Origin of the sequence: Pelagovum pacificum (assembly GCF_016134045.1) — a bacterium.
GTDB lineage: Bacteria > Pseudomonadota > Alphaproteobacteria > Rhodobacterales > Rhodobacteraceae > Oceanicola > Oceanicola pacificus_A.
Window position 1 is genome coordinate 1,507,691 of the sequence record NZ_CP065915.1, and the last position, 17,979, is coordinate 1,525,669.

Annotated in this window: 18 protein-coding genes; 6 read left to right on the forward strand and 12 right to left on the reverse strand. The window is 65.1% G+C overall.

Annotated features, from left to right (window positions below; all coding sequences use genetic code 11):
• Entirely contained in the window at nucleotides 1-1,404 is a 1,404-nt protein-coding gene (locus I8N54_RS07470) for a protein adenylyltransferase SelO (protein ID WP_140193159.1), read from the reverse strand.
• A gap of 111 nt (nucleotides 1,405-1,515) precedes the next feature.
• Here I8N54_RS07470 and I8N54_RS07475 point away from each other — a divergent pair, with 111 nt between their 5' ends.
• On the forward strand, nucleotides 1,516-2,100 hold the full coding sequence (locus tag I8N54_RS07475; RefSeq protein ID WP_140193158.1) for a winged helix-turn-helix domain-containing protein: 585 nt from the start codon (nucleotides 1,516-1,518) through the stop codon (nucleotides 2,098-2,100).
• Nucleotides 2,101-2,139: 39 nt separating this feature from the next.
• On the opposite strand, the gene I8N54_RS07480 is transcribed toward I8N54_RS07475, so the two are convergent.
• Entirely contained in the window at nucleotides 2,140-2,586 is a 447-nt protein-coding gene (locus I8N54_RS07480; protein WP_140193157.1) for a GNAT family N-acetyltransferase, read from the reverse strand.
• Complete coding sequence (locus tag I8N54_RS07485) at nucleotides 2,583-3,521, reverse strand: nucleoside hydrolase (protein ID WP_140193156.1); 939 nt, start codon at nucleotides 3,519-3,521, stop codon at nucleotides 2,583-2,585. The genes I8N54_RS07480 and I8N54_RS07485 overlap by 4 nt, the downstream gene beginning before the upstream one ends.
• 137 nt (nucleotides 3,522-3,658) lie before the next feature.
• On the opposite strand from I8N54_RS07485, the gene I8N54_RS07490 reads away from it, so the two are divergent.
• Nucleotides 3,659-3,931: a hypothetical protein gene (locus tag I8N54_RS07490; RefSeq protein ID WP_197097466.1), complete on the forward strand. Its 273-nt coding sequence runs from the start codon at nucleotides 3,659-3,661 to the stop codon at nucleotides 3,929-3,931.
• A gap of 73 nt (nucleotides 3,932-4,004) precedes the next feature.
• On the opposite strand, the gene ilvN is transcribed toward I8N54_RS07490, so the two are convergent.
• The 5 genes from ilvN to I8N54_RS07515 all read right to left on the reverse strand — a co-directional run bounded on the left by ilvN (nucleotide 4,005) and on the right by I8N54_RS07515 (nucleotide 7,933).
• Nucleotides 4,005-4,568, reverse strand: a complete 564-nt coding sequence (gene ilvN, locus I8N54_RS07495) for an acetolactate synthase small subunit (protein ID WP_140193155.1) — start codon at nucleotides 4,566-4,568, stop codon at nucleotides 4,005-4,007.
• Between the two features lie 3 nt (nucleotides 4,569-4,571).
• Complete coding sequence (locus tag I8N54_RS07500) at nucleotides 4,572-4,898, reverse strand: type II toxin-antitoxin system RelE/ParE family toxin (RefSeq protein WP_140193154.1); 327 nt, start codon at nucleotides 4,896-4,898, stop codon at nucleotides 4,572-4,574.
• The gene (locus I8N54_RS07505) at nucleotides 4,888-5,172 is read right to left on the reverse strand and encodes a type II toxin-antitoxin system ParD family antitoxin (protein WP_140193153.1); all 285 of its coding nucleotides are present in this window, start codon (nucleotides 5,170-5,172) and stop codon (nucleotides 4,888-4,890) included. Before I8N54_RS07505 ends, I8N54_RS07500 begins: the two co-directional genes overlap by 11 nt.
• Nucleotides 5,173-5,230: 58 nt before the next feature.
• Nucleotides 5,231-6,985 carry an acetolactate synthase 3 large subunit gene (locus tag I8N54_RS07510; protein ID WP_140193152.1) on the reverse strand — a complete coding sequence of 585 codons (1,755 nt, stop codon included), beginning with the start codon at nucleotides 6,983-6,985 and terminating at the stop codon, nucleotides 5,231-5,233.
• Nucleotides 6,986-7,582: 597 nt separating this feature from the next.
• A complete protein-coding gene (locus tag I8N54_RS07515) occupies nucleotides 7,583-7,933 on the reverse strand; it encodes a hypothetical protein (RefSeq protein ID WP_198571759.1) in 351 nt (116 codons plus the stop codon).
• 84 nt (nucleotides 7,934-8,017) lie between these two features.
• Here I8N54_RS07515 and I8N54_RS07520 point away from each other — a divergent pair, with 84 nt between their 5' ends.
• The 4 genes from I8N54_RS07520 to I8N54_RS07535 all read left to right on the forward strand — a co-directional run bounded on the left by I8N54_RS07520 (nucleotide 8,018) and on the right by I8N54_RS07535 (nucleotide 15,228).
• On the forward strand, nucleotides 8,018-9,967 hold the full coding sequence (locus I8N54_RS07520; protein WP_197097465.1) for a calcium-binding protein: 1,950 nt from the start codon (nucleotides 8,018-8,020) through the stop codon (nucleotides 9,965-9,967).
• Nucleotides 9,968-10,551: 584 nt separating this feature from the next.
• On the forward strand, nucleotides 10,552-11,637 hold the full coding sequence (locus tag I8N54_RS07525) for a TRAP transporter substrate-binding protein (RefSeq protein ID WP_140193150.1): 1,086 nt from the start codon (nucleotides 10,552-10,554) through the stop codon (nucleotides 11,635-11,637).
• A gap of 324 nt (nucleotides 11,638-11,961) precedes the next feature.
• Nucleotides 11,962-12,858, forward strand: coding sequence for a TRAP transporter small permease subunit (locus I8N54_RS07530; RefSeq protein ID WP_408635372.1), 897 nt, complete (start codon nucleotides 11,962-11,964; stop codon nucleotides 12,856-12,858).
• Between the two features lie 21 nt (nucleotides 12,859-12,879).
• On the forward strand, nucleotides 12,880-15,228 hold the full coding sequence (locus tag I8N54_RS07535) for a TRAP transporter large permease (protein WP_140193148.1): 2,349 nt from the start codon (nucleotides 12,880-12,882) through the stop codon (nucleotides 15,226-15,228).
• A gap of 323 nt (nucleotides 15,229-15,551) precedes the next feature.
• Here I8N54_RS07535 and I8N54_RS07540 read toward each other — a convergent pair whose 3' ends face one another.
• The 4 genes from I8N54_RS07540 to I8N54_RS07555 all read right to left on the reverse strand — a co-directional run bounded on the left by I8N54_RS07540 (nucleotide 15,552) and on the right by I8N54_RS07555 (nucleotide 17,968).
• Complete coding sequence (locus I8N54_RS07540) at nucleotides 15,552-15,932, reverse strand: VOC family protein (protein ID WP_140193147.1); 381 nt, start codon at nucleotides 15,930-15,932, stop codon at nucleotides 15,552-15,554.
• Nucleotides 15,933-15,936: 4 nt separating this feature from the next.
• Nucleotides 15,937-16,782 (reverse strand): arginyltransferase, encoded by an 846-nt coding sequence (locus I8N54_RS07545; RefSeq protein WP_140193146.1) that lies wholly within the window; start codon nucleotides 16,780-16,782, stop codon nucleotides 15,937-15,939.
• 88 nt (nucleotides 16,783-16,870) lie between these two features.
• Entirely contained in the window at nucleotides 16,871-17,341 is a 471-nt protein-coding gene (locus tag I8N54_RS07550) for an RDD family protein (RefSeq protein ID WP_231592421.1), read from the reverse strand.
• Nucleotides 17,342-17,383: 42 nt separating this feature from the next.
• Nucleotides 17,384-17,968 (reverse strand): DUF2852 domain-containing protein, encoded by a 585-nt coding sequence (locus I8N54_RS07555; RefSeq protein WP_140193145.1) that lies wholly within the window; start codon nucleotides 17,966-17,968, stop codon nucleotides 17,384-17,386.
• Nucleotides 17,969-17,979: the final 11 nt, after the last annotated feature.

Below are 17,979 nucleotides of genomic sequence, written 5' to 3' on the forward strand. Positions count from 1 at the left end.
TCAGGTGCCGCAGAAGGTTCGGGTGACGCGCTCATCCTCCGCTGGCGGATGTGTCCAGTCGGAGTTTTCTATATTTGGATCATATGGTTGGACGACGATCTTCAGAAGTTTCTCGAACTTCGAGTAGTCGCCGGACTGACCCGCCTGAATGGCTTCTTCAATCCTGTGGAGCCGTGGGATGACCACCGGGTTCACGTCGGCCATCAGCGTTGTATCGGGCGACATTGACTGCCAACGTACCTTCCACTCGTCGAACTTTTCGCGCTCGATGAACTGGTCGCGTGCATCCTCGTGCGGCAGGCGGCGGAAGGTATTGGTGAAATCCGCGCCGTCCGTCGCCATCAAGGTCAGCAGGTCCTCGACCAGCGTGGGCTCTTCCAGCGCCGGCAGACCGAGCTTCTGGCCGAACAGCCGTAGCCATTCGGCCTGGTAGACTTCGGGGAACCGGTGGACGATGTCGGTGAAGTCCCGGATCGCGGCATCTCGATCCTCCATCAGCGGGATCAGACATGTCGCGAATTGCGCGACGTTCCAGACGCCGATCTGCGGCTGCTGCGCATAGGCGTAGCGGCCGAACTGGTCGATGGAGGAAAAGACCGTATCCGGGTGATAGGTGTCCATGAAAGCGCAGGGGCCATAGTCGATCGTCTCGCCGGAGATCGTCATGTTGTCCGTGTTCATCACGCCGTGGATGAAGCCGACGGACATCCAGAGCGCGATCAGGCGTGCTTGACGTTCCATCATCTTTTCAAGGAGTTCCGGGACGGACTTCACGGCCGGGTAGTGCCGCTCGATAACGTGGGTGACAAGCGCAGAGAGCGCCTCGGTGTCCTCGCGCGCGGCGAAGAACTGGAAGGTGCCGACCCGGATGTGCGAGGCCGCGACGCGCGTCAGGACTGCGCCGGGCAGCGTCGTCTCTCGGTAGACCTCGTCCCCCGTCAGAACAGCGGCGAGCGCACGGGTCGTGGGAATGCCGAGAGCGTCCATCGCCTCGCTCATCACGTATTCACGGATCACCGGGCCAAGCGCCGCCCGCCCGTCACCCATCCGGGAATAGGGGGTGGGGCCAGAGCCCTTCAGTTGCAGATCGACCCGGCCCTTCAGCGTCGCTATCTCGCCCAGCAGGATCGCCCGACCGTCGCCCAGCTGGGGGTTCCAGTTGCCGAACTGGTGTCCGGCATAGACCTGCGCGAGGGGCGAGGCGCCGTCGGGAATTTCATTTCCTGAGAACAGTTTGGCGAGCTCTGTTGATGTCAGGCCGCCGGTGTTGATGCCGAGCTCTTCCGCGAGTGACGTGTTGAACGCCAACACCTCCGGCGCGGTCACGGGCGTCGGGTTCAGCGCGGTGAAGAAGCGCTTCGGCAGGCGGGCATAGGAATTGTCGAAGGGGATCGCGAGGGTCATGCGTCTTATCTAAGTGCTGCTCGACCGGGCGCAACTCCGCACAAACCACAAAGAATCCTTTGCGGAGATTTCTTTGTGGTTTAGGTGGGTGCCAATCCCGGAGGTGAACACATGCCCGAACTGCGCAAGGTCCGGCCCGATGCGGCCACGCTCAAAGCCTTGGCCCATCCCGTCCGGCTCCGGATGCTGGGCCTGCTGCGGCTGGAAGGGCCGGACACCGCGACAGGACTGGCCGAGCGCATGGGCCTGAACTCCGGCGCGACAAGCTATCACCTTCGCCAGCTCGAGAAGCACGGCCTGATTGAGCAGGACACCGAGCGCGGCAACAAGCGCGAGCGATGGTGGATGGCCGCGCATGACAGCACGGTGCTCGACGTCGACAGCCCCCTCGGAACGCCCGAGGCGGAGGCGGGCTTCGGTCTGATCCGGTCGATCGTGACGCTTCATATCGCGCAGATCGAGCGCGCGATGGAGGTGGCGCCGACCTTGCCCGCGGAGTGGTGGCAGGCTTCGACCTCCAGCGACGCCACGGTGCGGCTGACGGCAGCGGAGGCGAAGGATCTGAATGAGCGGATGTATGCGCTGCTGGCCGAGGCAAAGGAGATGGAGCTCGCCCGGCAGGGCGCAGAGCCCGACGGCGCGCGGCCCTATACGGTCCTTCTGCACGGCTTCCCTTACGTGGGGCTGACGGAATGAGCCGCCGTCCGCTCTACGGGCTGATCGCGCGGCCGCCGGCTACAGCCAGCGCGACATGAGGCAATAGCGGTCCCGAAGCTTGTAGCCGTCCCTGGCATAGAGCCTGTGCGTCGCCTCGTTCTCGCGGTCGACCTCCAGGTGGATCGCCTTCACGCCGCCATCGCGCAGGCTGACGGACAGCGCATGAAGCGCCTGCGTGGCGATACCACGACCGCGCACGGAGGGGCGGACGTAGATCTCGTCGAGGAATGCATCCATGCCGCCAAGCTCGATCGACCAAGTGAAGCTGACGATCATGTAGCCGAGCGGCGCGCGCGCCGGGCCGAACAGCCAGACGGCCCCGTGGGGCGAGCCCTCGAGCAGCGGCATGAGCGCGGCCTCCCGGTGAGCATCGTCCGCGGCGATCCCGTATTCCTCGTGGAAGCGGGCGACCAGCGACAGCACCGCGGGCGCGTCGTCGGCGGAGGCGAGGCGGATCGGGGTCATAGCTTGCCGATCCGGTCCGCCAGCAGGGCGAAGAAACGGTCGGTATCGATGTCCTTGAGGAATGTCGCGTTGGCGGGCCGGTCGGTGACGCGCCACCAGTCGGCGACGGTCATGCCAAGGGTCAGCTCGGAGCTCGTCTCGATCTCGACATTGATATGACGCCCCGACATCAGCGAGCGGTCGATCAGGTAGGCGATCACGCAGGGATCGTGCAGCGGCGCGCCTTCCGATCCGTACTTCTCCTTGTCGAACCGTTCGAAGAAGTCGGTCCAGGCGGCGATCGTGTCGCCCACTTTCGTTCCCATCTCGCGAAACGGGCGGATGCGTTCGGGCGAGGTCAGCGCTTGGTGCGTGAGGTCGAGCGGCACCACGGTGATCGCGACGCCCGACTTGAAGACGACATCGGCGGCCTCGGGGTCGACGTAGATGTTGAACTCGGCGGCCGGGGTGATGTTGCCGACTTCGAAGTAGGCGCCGCCCATCAGGACGATTTCCTTCACCCGGCCCACGACGTCGGGCGCCCGCTGGAATGCCGTCGCGATATTCGTCAGCGGCCCGAGAGGGCAGAGCGTCACCGTGCCCTCCGGCTCCTCGCGCAAGGTGTCGATGATGTAGTCGACGCCGTGCTTGTCCTGCAGCGGCATCGTCGGCTCTTCCATCGGCGGCCCGTCGAGGCCGGTGGTGCCGTGCACATGCTCCGCCGTGATGAGCGGGCGCGAAATGGGCGCGTCGCAGCCGGCATAGACGGGTACGTCGGTGCGGCCGGCAAGCTCGCAGACGATGCGGGCGTTGCGCTCGGTCAGTGGCAGGGGGACGTTGCCGGCAACGGCGACGATGCCGAGCACGTCGAGCTCTTCCGGTGCGGCGAGGGCGAGGAGAATCGCGACCGCGTCGTCCTGTCCCGGATCGGTATCTATGATGATCTTCTGTGTCATGTTGGGGCGACAAGATCAGCAAGCGCGGGTGAGGTCCAGAGCGGTCATGCCGCGCCGCTCACCAAACCGTGAGGGAACGGTGATCGGGGGGGCGTCGGTTGGTGGGGCAGACACGCAAACGAAATGAGGAGGATCACATGACCTATCTCAAGACGACTATGGCCGCCCTGATCGCAACTCTGCCCGCCGCTGCGTTCGCGCAGACCGACGCGCTCGAGAACGAGATCGAGATGGACGGACCGATGACCTTCGAACAGGTCAGCGAAATGTATCCCGACGTCGAGATGACGGAATTCGCGGCTGTCGACACCAACGGTGATGGTATGCTCGACGAAGCCGAGTTCGAGGACTTTGAAGAGCTCGACATCGACGACGATGACGACGTCGACGGCGGCGACAACGACGACTGATCTTCCCCGTTTTGCATTCCCGGGGAGAGGCCCGTGCCATTCGGCACGGGCCTTTTTTGTTATGGGAACGCGGTCAGGTGGCGCCGCGGCTCAACGCGGCGACGCCGGTGCGGGCCACCTCGTTCAGGCCGAGCGGGCGCATCAGCTCCGCGAAGGCGTCGATCTTCTCCGGCGTGCCGGTGATCTCGAAGACAAAGCTTTCGAGCGTGCTGTCCACCACGTTGGCGCGGAAGATGTCGGCCAGACGCAGCGCTTCGACCCGCGCGTCGCCCTTGCCGGCGACCTTGAAGAGCGCCAGTTCGCGTTCGACCGCGCGGCCTTCGACGGTCAGGTCCTGCACTTCGTGAACCGGGACGATCCGTCCGAGCTGCGCCTTGATCTGTTCGATCACCTGCGGCGTGCCGGTGGTGACGATGGTGATCCGCGACAGGTGCCCGGTATGATCCACCTCCGCCACGGTGAGGCTTTCGATATTGTAGCCCCGGCCCGAGAACAGGCCGATCACGCGGGCCAGAACGCCCGGTTCGTTCTCCACCAGCACCGCGAGCGTGTGCTTCTCCTGCACGTCCGAGAAGGTCGGCCGGAGATTGTAGGCGGAGTGGCTGGTGGAGCCTTGCTGGATGTTGAGCGGTGACATGGGTCAGGCCTCGTCAGGTTGGGGCGACCAGGCGGCCAGATCGCGCCGCCGGTGCAGGATGTCGATGATGTCAATGCGAAGAGTCAGGCGCTTGAAGACCAGAAGGTGCTGACCTGCGATGACAGTGTCATAGTCCGCGTGCCGGTTCAGGCCGGTTATCGCAGTCAGGTTCCTGACGTGGACACGGCTTTCGGCCAGCGCGGTTATTCTCTCGTTCAGCATGTCTTCGTAGGCGTGTGCCTGCTCCGTTCCGAATGTGTCCGTGGTCCAGTTCGCTATCTCGGTCAGTCTGCGTGCGGCTGCCGGAGCGAAGCTGATCTCAAGTGCCATTGCCGCCCGTCTTGTCCTCGTACTTTGCCCGCGCCTCTGCAAAGGCGCGTCGGATCGTTACTTCGGCCGGTTCATCCAACGCGCCATGCTTTTCGTAGTCGGCGATGACGTCGTCGATGCGATCGGCAAGCCGCGCCATCCGAGCCTCATCCTCTTCCAGCATCCGCAGCCCCGCCCGCATCGCTTCGGAGGCGTTCTGGTAGCGGCCGGATGCGACGAGCCGGTCGAGAAGCTCGGACTGGTGATCGGTCAGCACGACGTTGCGGGTGGGCATGGGCGATCCTCCGGCAGGGCCTGTTGGCAGTATATGCCAACAGGCCGCCGTCGCAATGTCAGACCAGCACGGAGCCCTTGGCGTCGATGACGCCCTGGGTCTCTGCGTCGCCCATCAGCATCTCGTTGTGGGCCTTGCCCGACGGGATCATGGGGAAGCAGTTCTCGTGCTTCTCGACGAGGCAGTCGAAGATCACCGGACCATCGTGGTTCAGCATCTCCATGATCGCGTCGTCGAGGTCGGCGGGGTCGGAGCAGACGATGCCCTTCGCGCCGAAGGCCTCGGCCAGCTTCACGAAATCGGGCAGGGCCTCGGACCAGCTTTGCGAGTAGCGCTCGCCATGCAGCAATTCCTGCCACTGGCGGACCATGCCGAGCCGCTCGTTGTTCAGGATGAACTGCTTGACCGGCAGGCGGTACTGAACCGCGGTGCCCATCTCCTGCATGTTCATCAGCCACGAGGCCTCGCCCGCGACGTTGATGACCAGCGCATCGGGGTGCGCCAGCTGAACGCCGATCGAGGCGGGGTGACCGTAGCCCATGGTGCCGAGCCCGCCGGAGGTCATCCAGCGGTTCGGCGCCTCGAAGCCGAGGAACTGCGCGGCCCACATCTGGTGCTGACCGACTTCGGTCGTGATGTAGCGGTCGTAGTCCTTGGTCAGTGCCTCGAGCCGCTCCAGTGCGTACTGCGGCTTGATCGAGGTTTTGCTGCGTTTGTAGGACAGGCAGTTCACCTTCCGCCATTGCTCGATCTGGTGCCACCAGAGCGACAGCCCCTCGCGGTCGGTCTTGCGACCGCGCGACTTCCAGACCTTGAGGATGTCCTCGAGCACGTGGCCGACATCGCCGATGATCGGCAGCTCGACATGGATCACCTTGTTGATCGACGAAGGGTCGATATCGATATGCGCCTTGACCGAGCCGGGCGAGAAAGCGTCGATCCTCCCGGTGATCCGGTCGTCGAAGCGGGCGCCGACGTTGATCATCAGGTCGCAGTCATGCATCGCCATGTTGGCCTCGTAGAGACCGTGCATCCCGAGCATCCCCAGCCATTTGTCGCCCGACGCCGGGTAGGCGCCCAGCCCCATCAGCGAGGAGGTGATCGGAAAGCCGGTCGCCTCGACCAGTTCGCGCAGCAGCTGGCTGGCCGCCGGGCCGGAGTTGATGACGCCGCCGCCGGTATAGAAGACGGGACGCTTCGCCGTCTCCATCGCCTCGACCAGCGCCGTGATGACCGCCATGTCGCCTTTCAGCTGCGGGGCATAGTGGCTCTTCGGGCCTTTCGTCGGCTCCTTGTAGGTGCCGTCGGCGAACTGGACGTCCTTGGGAACGTCGATCAGCACCGGGCCGGGACGGCCCGAGGTCGCGACGTGGAACGCCTCGTGGATCGTTTCCGACAGGCGGTCGGGGTCCTTCACCAGCCAGTTGTGCTTGGTGCAGGGGCGGGTGATGCCGACGGTGTCGGCCTCCTGGAACGCGTCCGAGCCGATCGCGAAGGTCGGGACCTGACCCGAGAGCACGATGATCGGGATGCTGTCCATCAGCGCGTCCGTCAGGCCGGTAACCGCGTTGGTCGCGCCGGGGCCGGAGGTCACGATGGCGACGCCGGGTTTGCCGGTCGATCGGGCGTAACCTTCCGCTGCGTGAACCGCGCCCTGTTCGTGGCGGACCAGGATGTGGCGGATGTCGTTCTGCTGGAAGATCTCGTCATAGATCGGAAGAACGGCACCGCCGGGATATCCGAATACCGTGTCCACACCCTGATCCCGCAGGGCCTGAACCACCATTTTCGCTCCGGTCATCTGACGTGTCATCTGTCTCTCCGTTCGCTGACGTCCGTCGTTTACGCATAAAAAAACCCCCGAGGTCATCGGGGGCGCATGGGGAACCGTTATGGTCTGCCGTTACCGGCCCATGCGCCACGTTCCTACAAGTACGAGAATGCTGTTCATCGGAAGCCTCATGCGTGTTCGCGCTATATGCACCCCGACTCGGACAGGGTCAACCGCGTTTGTGGAGAAAATTGCCGCAAGCGGTATCGGCGCGAAACAATATTGCGAGAGCTTGTGTGCGCAGGCGGAGGGCTTTGGGCCTCTCTCTGACCACTTCAGGCTCTAGTCCTTTGTCCCATCGAGGTAAATGAGTCCTTGGCCAACGGGCAGCGCTGTTCCCTGTTGGCCTGACGTCGTTCAGGCAATTGCACGCGGGTGCATTTGGCCGAGACTTCTAATGAGGTCTTTGTATCGCAACAGGTCGAGACCGCCCGGAGCGAGCCCGTCACCACGGCCGGCGTGCTGCGCCATTTCGTCTGGATGGTGGAAGAGGGGCGGACACCTAGGTCATCTCGCGCGCCATGGTCGGGGCCGACGACATGGTGACGTCCGGATGGTTCGAGAGACTCGGTCAGAGCCTCACGGTCTTGGCTGATCGCCGGCGGCGACGACGGGAGCCATCGCTTCGAGGCGGGCACCGACCTCATCGACCTCACTGGAATGCGCCTCTCTATCGACGACCTGCTCCTGACCGTCGAGGACAGCGAAACCCGGATCGCGGCGGAGGATCTGCGGCTGAGAATCACCCTCGACGGGCACGAAGCGTTCGGCGAAAGCAGCATTCTGATCTGACCTGACGCCGGTTGGATAGGCAGCTTGGCCCCGAAAATTCCCCCTTAGATTGTATTTGGTTGGATCGCTGGAAACAATGATGGCCGGGACACGCATTCGTCCCAGCCGCTGGCGATTTTTCCCAACTTTCTTTTTCAAATTGCCGCAATTCCGCCAATATCCCGCCAGTGGGAGATGCCGCGCCGCGTGGCATCCAGTTCGGAATCCTTTGGGGGGGATGCCATGCCAGACGCCATTCAGGCCTTTATCGACCTGTTGCTTTCGGGAAATCCCGATGCGGCAGCGACATCCACCGAGCTTGCCGACGGCAGCTATCTCGTCACCTGGTTCGGTCCGGCAAGCGAGGGCAGCGCCCCCGTGCTCGGCCAGCTGTTCACCGAAGCCGGTGACACCCTCGGCGAAGAGATCGAGATCGCCGAGTCCGCCGTCTTGACCAGCGGCATCGACGCCGCCGCCGTGGGCGAAGGTGCGACGGTATTCTACGAAGGCCCCGAAGGTGAGATGGCCGCGATGGTCGACCTCCCGGAGGAGGCGACCGATGTCCCTTTAGACGGGGGCGTGGCGGTCACGGCTGACGAGCCGGCCGCCGAGCCTCTGATCTACACCGGTGTCCTGCAGCGCGAGACGGTCGAGGGCACCGAGGGTGACGACACATTCGAGACCTACGGCGGCGACGACACGATCTACGCTGGCGACGGCAACGACACGATCGACTCCGGCAAGGACGGCGACCACGTCTATGGCGGCGACGGCGACGATTCCATCAACGGCAGCTTCGGCAACGACTTCATCTACGGCGGCGACGGCAACGACCTGATCGAAGGCAGCTGGGGCAACGAGTTCATCAGCGGCGGCGCCGGCGACGATGAGATCTACGGCGGCGAGAACAAGGACACGATCTACGGCGGCGAGGGCAACGACGCGCTCTACGGCGGCGACAACAATGACACGATCTGGGGCCGCGACGGCGACGACACCATCTACGGCGATGCCGGCAACGACCTGCTGCGCGGGTTCGACGGCGACGACACCATCCTCGGTGGCGACCGGGACGACGACATCCGCGGCGGCTCGGGCAACGACTCCCTGCACGGCAACGCGGGCGACGACAATGTTCGCGGCAACGGCGGTGACGATACGGTTCGCGGTGGCGACGGCGACGATGAAGTGCGCGGCGGTGCGGGCAACGACTTCGTCATCGGCGGCGACGGCAACGACCTCGTGATCGGCAATGCCGGCAACGACACTGTCGACGGCGCGCTGGGCGACGACCGGGTCCACGGCGGCTTCGGCGACGACGAGCTGCGCGGCGGCGGCGGGGACGACACCGTCTGGGGCGGTGGCGGCGACGACATCGCGACCGGCGGCGACGGCAACGACGTCATCTACGGCGGCGAAGGCGACGACATCATCGAAGCCTCCGGCAACGTGATCGACATCCCGCTGCCCGGCGGAGGTTTCCAGTCCCTGTCCGGCACGCCGAACCGTGGCTACGACGGCCTCTTCGAAGCGGACCAGAACCCCGCCGACGACGAGGACTCGGTGCGTGGCGGTGAAGGCAACGACATCATCACCACGGGCGACGACAACGACACCGTCCGGGGCGGCGAGGGCGACGACTTCATCGACGGCGGCTTCGACGACGACAGCCTCGCGGGGAACTGCGGCGACGACACGATCATCGGCGGCGAAGGCTCCGACCTGATCCGGGGCGGTCAGGGCGACGACCTGATCTACGGCGGCCTCGACCCGCGCTTCCCGGACGAGCTGAACGTCGACGATGCCTCTGACCTCGTGCTCGATAACGGCGATGACGTGATCTACGGCAACGAAGGCAACGACACGATCTACGGTGAGGACGACAACGACGAGATCTACGGCGGCGAAGGCGACGACTGGATCAACGGCGGCAAAGACGACGACATGCTGACCGGTGACGCCGGCAACGACATCTTCTCCTTTGACGAGGACGGCGCCACCGACACGGTCGCCGACTTCACCAAGGGCGAGGACAAGATCGAGATTGCCGGTGTCGAGGATGTCGACGAGTTCGCCGACCTGTTCCTCAGCCAGGACGACAGCACGGCCGTGATCGAGGCGGGCGCGCTGCAGATCAGGCTCGAAGGGGTCGACTCCGCCGATCTGGACGAGACGGACTTCATGTTCATCTGACGCGGGTCATACCGCTCGAGTGAAAGGCCCCGGCACCAACCGGGGCCTTTTTTCGTCACGGTCGCCCTGCGGCTGCCTCGCGCGCCGGCAGGTCGATGCAGAGACGCACCCCTTGGGATCCGGCATTCGTCGATGCGGCTAGAGCCCGACGACCTGCGCCTCGCTAGGATGCGGACCAGGCTTTGATGGCCTTCTTTGATGGCATGCAGCCGAGCCTGGCCGGTGTCGGGGTTACGTCGCTGGCCGCGCCGGGTCTTCAACTCGAGATCGCGATGGTCTTGAACATCCCGGCGAGATCGAATGGGTGAGGACCTGCAGGTCGCGCCGAATGTCCTGGCCACCGAGAGGGGCGGCGAATCGATGCGAATCGATTCACCGTAACTTTTAGGAAGGGCACCTAAGGTGAAGCGGCAAAAGATGATTCTCCCGCTTCTTGTGCTGCAAATTCGGACTCTGACGCTGCGGATTGCCGACGAATTGCCCGACCTTAGCTATGGCGCGATCAAGCCGATGTGAGTAGATTTCCGCTACTTCGGATGCCCGCACCGTGGGAAGGCGTGGGCGCGAACCAATGGGAGGATACCTTGGATAGACGTTCATTCCTGACGAAGGGTGCCGTCGGCGGCACCGCTGCGGCTGCGTCCGCGCTCGCCGCTCCGGCCTATGCGCAAGGCAACCGCACGCTGACGCTCGTCACCACCTGGGGCCGTGGCCTCGCCGGTGTGCATGACAGCGCGCAGTATGTCGCCGATGCGATCACCGCCATGACCGACGGCCAGCTCACGGTCGAGCTTCGCGCCGCCGGTGAACTCGTCGGCGCCTTCGAGGTGTTCGACGCCGTCTCCGCCGGCCAGGCCGACATGTACCACGGCGTCGACTACTACTTCCTTGGCCAGCATCCGGCCCTGTCGTTCTTCAGCCAGATTCCGTTCGGCATGAACTTCCAGGAGTTCAACAACTGGTTCTACCACGACGGCGGCAGCGAGCTGTCCGACGAACTCTACTCGATCTTCGGCCTGAAGGCCTTCCCGGCCGGCAACACCGGCCCGCAGTCCGGCGGCTGGTTCGCCAGCGAGATGAACTCGCCCTCCGACTTCCAGGGCCTGCGCTTCCGCATGCCGGGGCAGGGTGGCCAGGTGCTCGGCAAGCTCGGCGCGTCCGTTCAGAACCTTCCGGGTGCCGAAGTGTACCAGGCGCTGTCGTCGGGTGCGATCGACGGGACGGAGTGGATCGGCCCCTGGGCTGACGAGACCGCCGGTTTCCAGGAGATCACCAACTTCTACTACACCGCCGGTTTCCACGAGCCGGGCCCGAACCTCAACCTCACGATGAACCTCGACGTGTTCGAGAGCTTCACGCCCGCGCAGCAGGCGATCGTCGAGAACGCGGCCCGCGCCAGCAACCTCTGGACCATGTCGCTGTTCATGGCGAACAACTCGGCCGCGCTTCAGCGTCTGCAGTCCGGTGGCGTGCAGGTTCTCGAGTTCTCTGACGAGATCTGGGATGCCTTCGGCACCGCCGCGCAGGAAGTCATCGAGGAGTCAATGGGCGACGAGCTCTACGCGCGCACCTACGAAAGCTACATGGCTTCGCTGACCAGCTCCGCCAACTGGGGCAGCCGCTCCGAAGGGGCCTTCTCGGCTCAGCGCAACCGGGTCATGGGGCTCTGATCCCGCCTCCCGCGCGGCACCCCGCAGAGGGGACCGCGCGGGGGCAAGGTGGCAGGCGCCTCCGGGCGCCGCCACTGACGGGCAAGGGCGGCGCTTACCTGACAGGGCCGGCGCCGCGCCTCCTTTTCTGACAGAGGGAAGAGGTCGAGGATGGAAGACGAGGTCGTGGCCGAAAGCGGCGGGTTCTGGTCCACCTACGAAAACGGGTTCACGCGCTGGGTCGAGCGGCTGCAAGGCAACGCTCCCGAGGGTGCGGAGCCGTTGCCGCCGGCCGGCAATTTCTTCGCCGGGCTGTGGGACGCGATCCTCTGGGTCGTCGGCAACATGTTCGAGGCGGTCTACAACATCCTCTTCGCGATCACGCACCCCGGCCTCTGGCTGGCGTGGGTGCCGCACATCCAGCTCAGCGGCAGCATGCCAGATCTGACGATCGGCGAGTCGCTGATGCGCTTCATCTATTACGGCGGCTCGGTCGAGCTGTTCTTCGCGCTGTTCCTCATCGTGCTCTGCCTCACGGTGGCGGGCATGATCTACAAGCCGTTGATGTGGGGCTGCGTGCGCGTGCTGGAGACCTTCGCCAACGGCGTCGGCCGCTTCATGGCGTGGGCGGGCCTGCTCATGGTGCTGCAGCAGATCCTGATTGTCTTCATGCAGCGCGTCTTTGCGGTCTCCGAGATCTCGCTCGGCTTCGGGGCGACCTTCGCCAAGGACGTCTCCTGGTGGTCGGAGGAGCTGAAGCTCTGGAACGCGCTGATCGTCTGTCTCTGCGTGTCCTACACCTTCGTACAGGGCGGACACGTGCGGGTCGACCTGATCTACAGCGCCGTCAGCGAGAAGACGAAGCGGATGATCGACATGGTCGGGTCCATCATCTTCATCCTGCCGGCAGCGATCCTGACGTGGCTGTTCGCGTGGTTCTTCCTGTGGCGTCACCTCGTCACGCCGAACCCGTCGGCCTCGGAAAGCCTCGACCGGCTTCTGAACAAGGCGCGCGCCGTGCGCTGGAACGTCGAGACCATCGGCTTCAGCCCCAACGGGTTCGATGCCTACTTCCTCTTCAAGCTGCTGCTCTGCGGCTTCGCGGGGATGATCATGCTGCAGGCCGTGGCCTTCTTCTACCGATCCTACCTCGAATGGTCCGAGGGCGAGGCGAGCTACGGCAAGTACCTCGACCGCGACACGCTCGGCGAGGGTGAAGAAGCCTACGAAGGCACCCACTAGGACGAGAGCGGGGACAGGGACATGCTATTCGGATTGGACGGGGTCGAAATCGGCCTGATCATCGTCTTTCTCTGCCTGTTCGGGGGGATCCTCTCGGGCTTCCCGGTGGCGTTCGCCATCGCGGGGGCCGGGGTCATCTCGTTCGGCCTGATCGCGGCGCTCGACTCCGCGGGGCTGCTGATCCACCAGGCCATCGACACGTCGAGCGACGCCTACCGCGCGCTGACGGGGCAGGGGATCAGGCCCGACGACATATCGCATTTCCGATACCCCGACCTGCCGACCGTCGGCACGCCGGTCTTCCCGCAGGGCTGGGAGACGGCGATGGACCGGAACCTGTCCTTCATCGTCAACCGCATCAACGAACGCGTGCTCGCCGGCCAGTCGATCGAGACGCTGCTGGCGGTGCTGATGTTCGTGATGATGGGCATCACGCTCGAACGGTCGAAGATCGCCGACGACCTGCTGACCACGATGTCGCGCGTGTTCGGCCCGCTGCCGGGTGGCCTCGCGGTTTCCGTCGTCGTGGTGGGCGCGTTCCTCGCCGCCTCGACCGGCATCGTCGGTGCGACCGTCGTGACCATGGGGCTCTTGTCGCTGCCCACCATGCTGCGGGCCGGCTACTCGCCGCAGATCGCCACCGGGGTGATCGCGGCGTCGGGCACGCTCGGGCAGATCATCCCGCCCTCGATCGTGATCGTGCTGCTCGGCACACTGGCCGGCGACCTCTACTCCACCGCGCAGGAAGAGCGCGCGCAAGCGCTCGGCTGTTCGGACGCGCTGACCTACCTCGGTGAGCCGGCCGTCGTGTCAGTCGGCACGCTGTTCCAGGCGGCGATGCTGCCGGGTATCCTGCTGGCCTTCCTCTATGCCGCCTATGCCTTTGGCTACGCGATGCTCAATCCGTCCAAGGCCCCCGCAGTCCAGTTCGAGAGCCGGTCGGGCGAAGTCGTCACCCGGCGCGAGGCGATGGTCTGGTACCTCGTCGCACCGCTGGTGCTGATCGCCGCGCTGATCGGCGCGACCGAGGGCCGGGTCGTCGGCAACCAGTACTTCACCGTCGGCACCTATTCCGAGGCCGGGGAAGGCGCATCGCTGCGCACGAACGTCGGGCCGGACTGCCAGGCCGCGATGATCGATCTGCACGGCCAGTCCGCGTGGGACGACGCGGTGGCGGAGCAGGCCCGCATCGACGAGGCCGGCGGCGTCACCCAGGCGGTGCAGCTCTCCGAAGACGAGCGCCGCGACATCCTCGCCCGCCGGATCGCCAACGCCGCGCCGCTCGGCACCGGGATCGCCTTCACCGTGATGCTGCTCGGCATCGTGCTCGCCGCCGCGCGCGGCGCACGTCCGACGCACTCGCCCGCGCCGCTGCTTGTCGGCGGGGCCGGTCTGGCCGTCGTGCTGCTGTTCGACTGGCTTTTCATCTCTCCGATCACCAGCCCCGGCACAACGGCGGTGATCCTCGCCGTGCCCTTCGGGGTCGCCCTCTGGGGGTGCAAGCATGCGGTGCAGCGGCTGGCCACAAATGACCTGATCCGGGTCGTCTTCCCGCCGCTCGTCCTGATCGTCGCCGTGCTCGGCTCGATCCTCGGCGGGATCACCAATCCGACGCCGGCCGCTGCGCTTGGCGCGGGCGGGGCGCTGATGCTTGCGGCCTACCGCAAGCGCGTCGACCAGGGCCTGAGCCCGAAAATGGTGCTGATCGGTGCCGGTGCGATCGTGGTGATGCTGCTCGTCGGGATCAACTTCGACATGCGCATCGACGCCGACATGAGCCTCGAGGACCGGATCGCCTACATCATTGCTTTCGCAGCCTTCCTCGTCTCGATGTTCGGCATCCTCTACTCCTGCTGGGTGCTGTTCGCCGGCGGCGTGCTGACGCCGGTGGTCCGCGAGACCGCGAAGGTGACGAGCATGGTCTTCACCATCCTCATCGGCTCTCAGCTGCTGAACCTCGTCGTGATCTCTTTCGGGGGCGAGCACTACATCCAGCAGTTCCTCAAGAGCTTCGACTCCGAGTTCACGGTCTTCCTGATCGTGATGCTGGTGCTGTTCATCCTCGGCTTCGTGCTCGACTTCCTGGAGATCATCTACATCGTCGTCCCCATCGTCGGCCCCGTGATCTACGGCGGTACCTTCGATCCGAAATGGGTCACGATCATGATCGCGGTGAACCTGCAGACCTCGTTCCTCACCCCGCCGTTCGGCTTCGCCCTGTTCTACCTGCGGGGCGTTGCGCCGCCCTCCGTCACGACCGGGCACATCTATCGCGGGGTCGCGCCCTTCGTGCTGATCCAGGTGGTGGGGCTCGCGGTGCTCTGGTTCTTCCCCGACATCGTCACCATCGTGCCGAGCCTCCTCGACTGACGCGCAACTGTGGGCGGACCAGGTCCGCTGCAACCACCGGTGGGCTGGCCGACAGGCCGGCCCGATTTGGCAAAGACGGCGTGGCAGTTGGCCACGAGGGCAGGGCCGACAGCTGTCATTGAGGGGCCCTCAGAACGTGGCGACGACGGGCGCACAGCGACGATGTGCTCGATCGCAGACAGACGAGCCGCAAAGCACGTGACCCCAAATTTTCGCCGAAAATTTGATAACAGCGGCAAGGTTGAGAAACGGTTCACGCCCGAGCGCCGAACTCTCTGCAAGTCGCTACAAATGTCGTAGATGCGATCGCCGCTGCGGTCACCTCAACGAAACGACAGCAGGTCCCACCGATTGCCGAACGGGTCCCGGAATACCGCGACCTTGCCGTAGATTTCCTCGCGCGGGGCTTCCTCGAACGTCACACCGGCTGCTGTCATCCGCGCGAATGTCGCGTCGAAGTCCTCGACCTTCAGGAAGAAGCCAACCCGTCCGCCGGTCTGGTTGCCGATGGCGGCCTCCTGCGCTGCTCCGACGCCCTTGGCCAGAAGCAGCGCCGCATCGCCGCCCGGCGGAGCGACCAGCACCCAGCGTTTCTCCTCCGACAGTCGGGTATCCTCGACCAGCGTGAAGCCGAGCTTGCCGACATAGAAGTCGATCCCCGCGTCGTAGTCGGGCACGACGATCGTGACGGCGTGGAGTTGCAGCGGGTCAGTCCTCGCGGCGTGTCGGACGGGTGTCCGGCAGGCTGATGCGCGCGACCTGTTCTGCGATCGGGGCGACCGACAACGGATGGGTGTCGGCGTTGAACGTCTCCGGATCGTCGAGCGGCGTCCACTCGGCCTTGTAATAGACTTCGAGCCCCGAAAACCGCGCCTTGTACCCCATCTTGCTGCTGCCCGGCACCCAGTAGCCGAGGTAGACGTAGGGCAGACCCATCTCCTGCGCGAGGCGGATATGGTCGAGGATCACGTATGTGCCGAGAGAACTCTTTTCCTTCTCGGTGTCGAAGAAGGAGTAGACGAGGCTCAGCCCGTCATCGAGCACGTCCGTCAGGCACACCGCCTCGAGCCCCTCGTAGGGCGCACCGCGCGGCGCGGCGGGGTCGTGATACTCGATGATGCGCGACCGGATCGGGGTCTCCTCGATCATCGCGGCGAACTCGAAGATGTCCATGTCGGCCATCCCGCCGGTCGCGTGGCGCGAGTCGAGGTAGTCGCGGAACAGGTCGAATTGCTCTTCCGTCGCCCACGGCGCGAGCGCACGACGCGCGAGGTGCGCGTTCCGGCGCAGCACCCGGCGCTGGCTCTTCGTGGCGGCAAAGCGCGACACGTCGATCCGCGCCGACAGGCAGGCGGAACATTCGGCGCAGGACGGCCGGTAGAGCACGTTCTGGCTGCGGCGGAAGCCCTGCTTGGACAGGGCGTCGTTCAGTTGCTCGGCGCTCTCGCCCTGCAGGGCGGTGAACAGCTTACGCTCCATCCGCCCCTCGAGATAGGGGCAGGGCTGCGGGGCCGTGACATAGAACTGTGGCGCGAGCGGAAGTGTATGGCGCATGAGTGTGTTGCGTCTCCTCGGGGCGACGTTAGCAACCGTGTCCGGGGACGCCAAGTGTCGAGTCGGGCCCCCGCAAGGAGGGACCCGCTCAGAGCGGACGGCAGATTGCCGCGGTGCCCAGCATATGGTCGGTGAGACCCTGCTTGCGGCGTCCCGTCAGCATCATCAGGACCGAGACCGCCTGCAATACGAAGAACGCGATAGAGACCTGGTAGCCGAACGTGTGCAGCATGGCCGCGCGATTCGACAGCTGCTGCCCCTGGCTGTCGCGGATCTGGATGCCGGTGATGAGCATCCCCAGCGTGGCCGAGGCATTGGCCAGCATCGTCCAGCGGTAGAAGAACCCGATCACCAGCATCATCAGTGGGAAGAAGAAGATGCCGGTGAAGGCGGTGAAGGGCAACATGACGACCGCCACGATCGTCACCAGCGTCACGTCGACGAACCAAGCCAGCAAGCGCCGCAGCGGCACGCTGTCGTAGAAGTCCGGCCGCACGTCGGGGTCGGGCAGGCGGGTGGTCTGGTCGGGGTAAGCGTACATCTGTGTGCTTTCGATCATGCGTCCGGCGGTCCCCTGACAGGGGACCGGCCGGGACGGCGTTCAGCGTTCGAGGTGGTGATCCGAGCCTTCGGCTGCAACCCGTGCGGCGCGCGCATCGAGGAAGTCGTCGAACTCGGAGGCGTCCTTGGCCGCGCGCAGGCGGACGAGGAAGGCCTCGAAGTTCGCGCGCTCCTGCTCAAGCCGGCGCAACGTGTCGTCGCGGTAGGCGTCGAAGGCGCTGTTGCCGGTTGGGGCCGGGACCTTCGGCCCCTCGTCGCGGACGTCGGCAGCCGTATCCCCGGAGGCTCCGAAGCGGGTGAAGCCGCGCCAGATGAAGTAGATTGCGAGCGCGACGCCGGATGGCGGCAGGAACACGAAGCCGAGGATCGTGGCGACGGTGGCGAAGCCGGAGAAGGCGATGAAGGACAAGGCGCGCAGGCCGAACCGCTCTTCGGTGAGGAAGATCTCGTCAAAGCCTTTCCAGGCGACGAGCGCAGCGATCACGACGCCGGCAGGCGGAATGAAGACGAAGCCCAGCACCGTGGCAACGATCGAGAAGCCGGTGAAAAACACGATGCGCAGGGCCTTCAGGGCAAAGTCGCCGGACTGGTCCTCGCGGGGCCGGGCGTATTCTGAAATGGACATGGGGCCGAAAC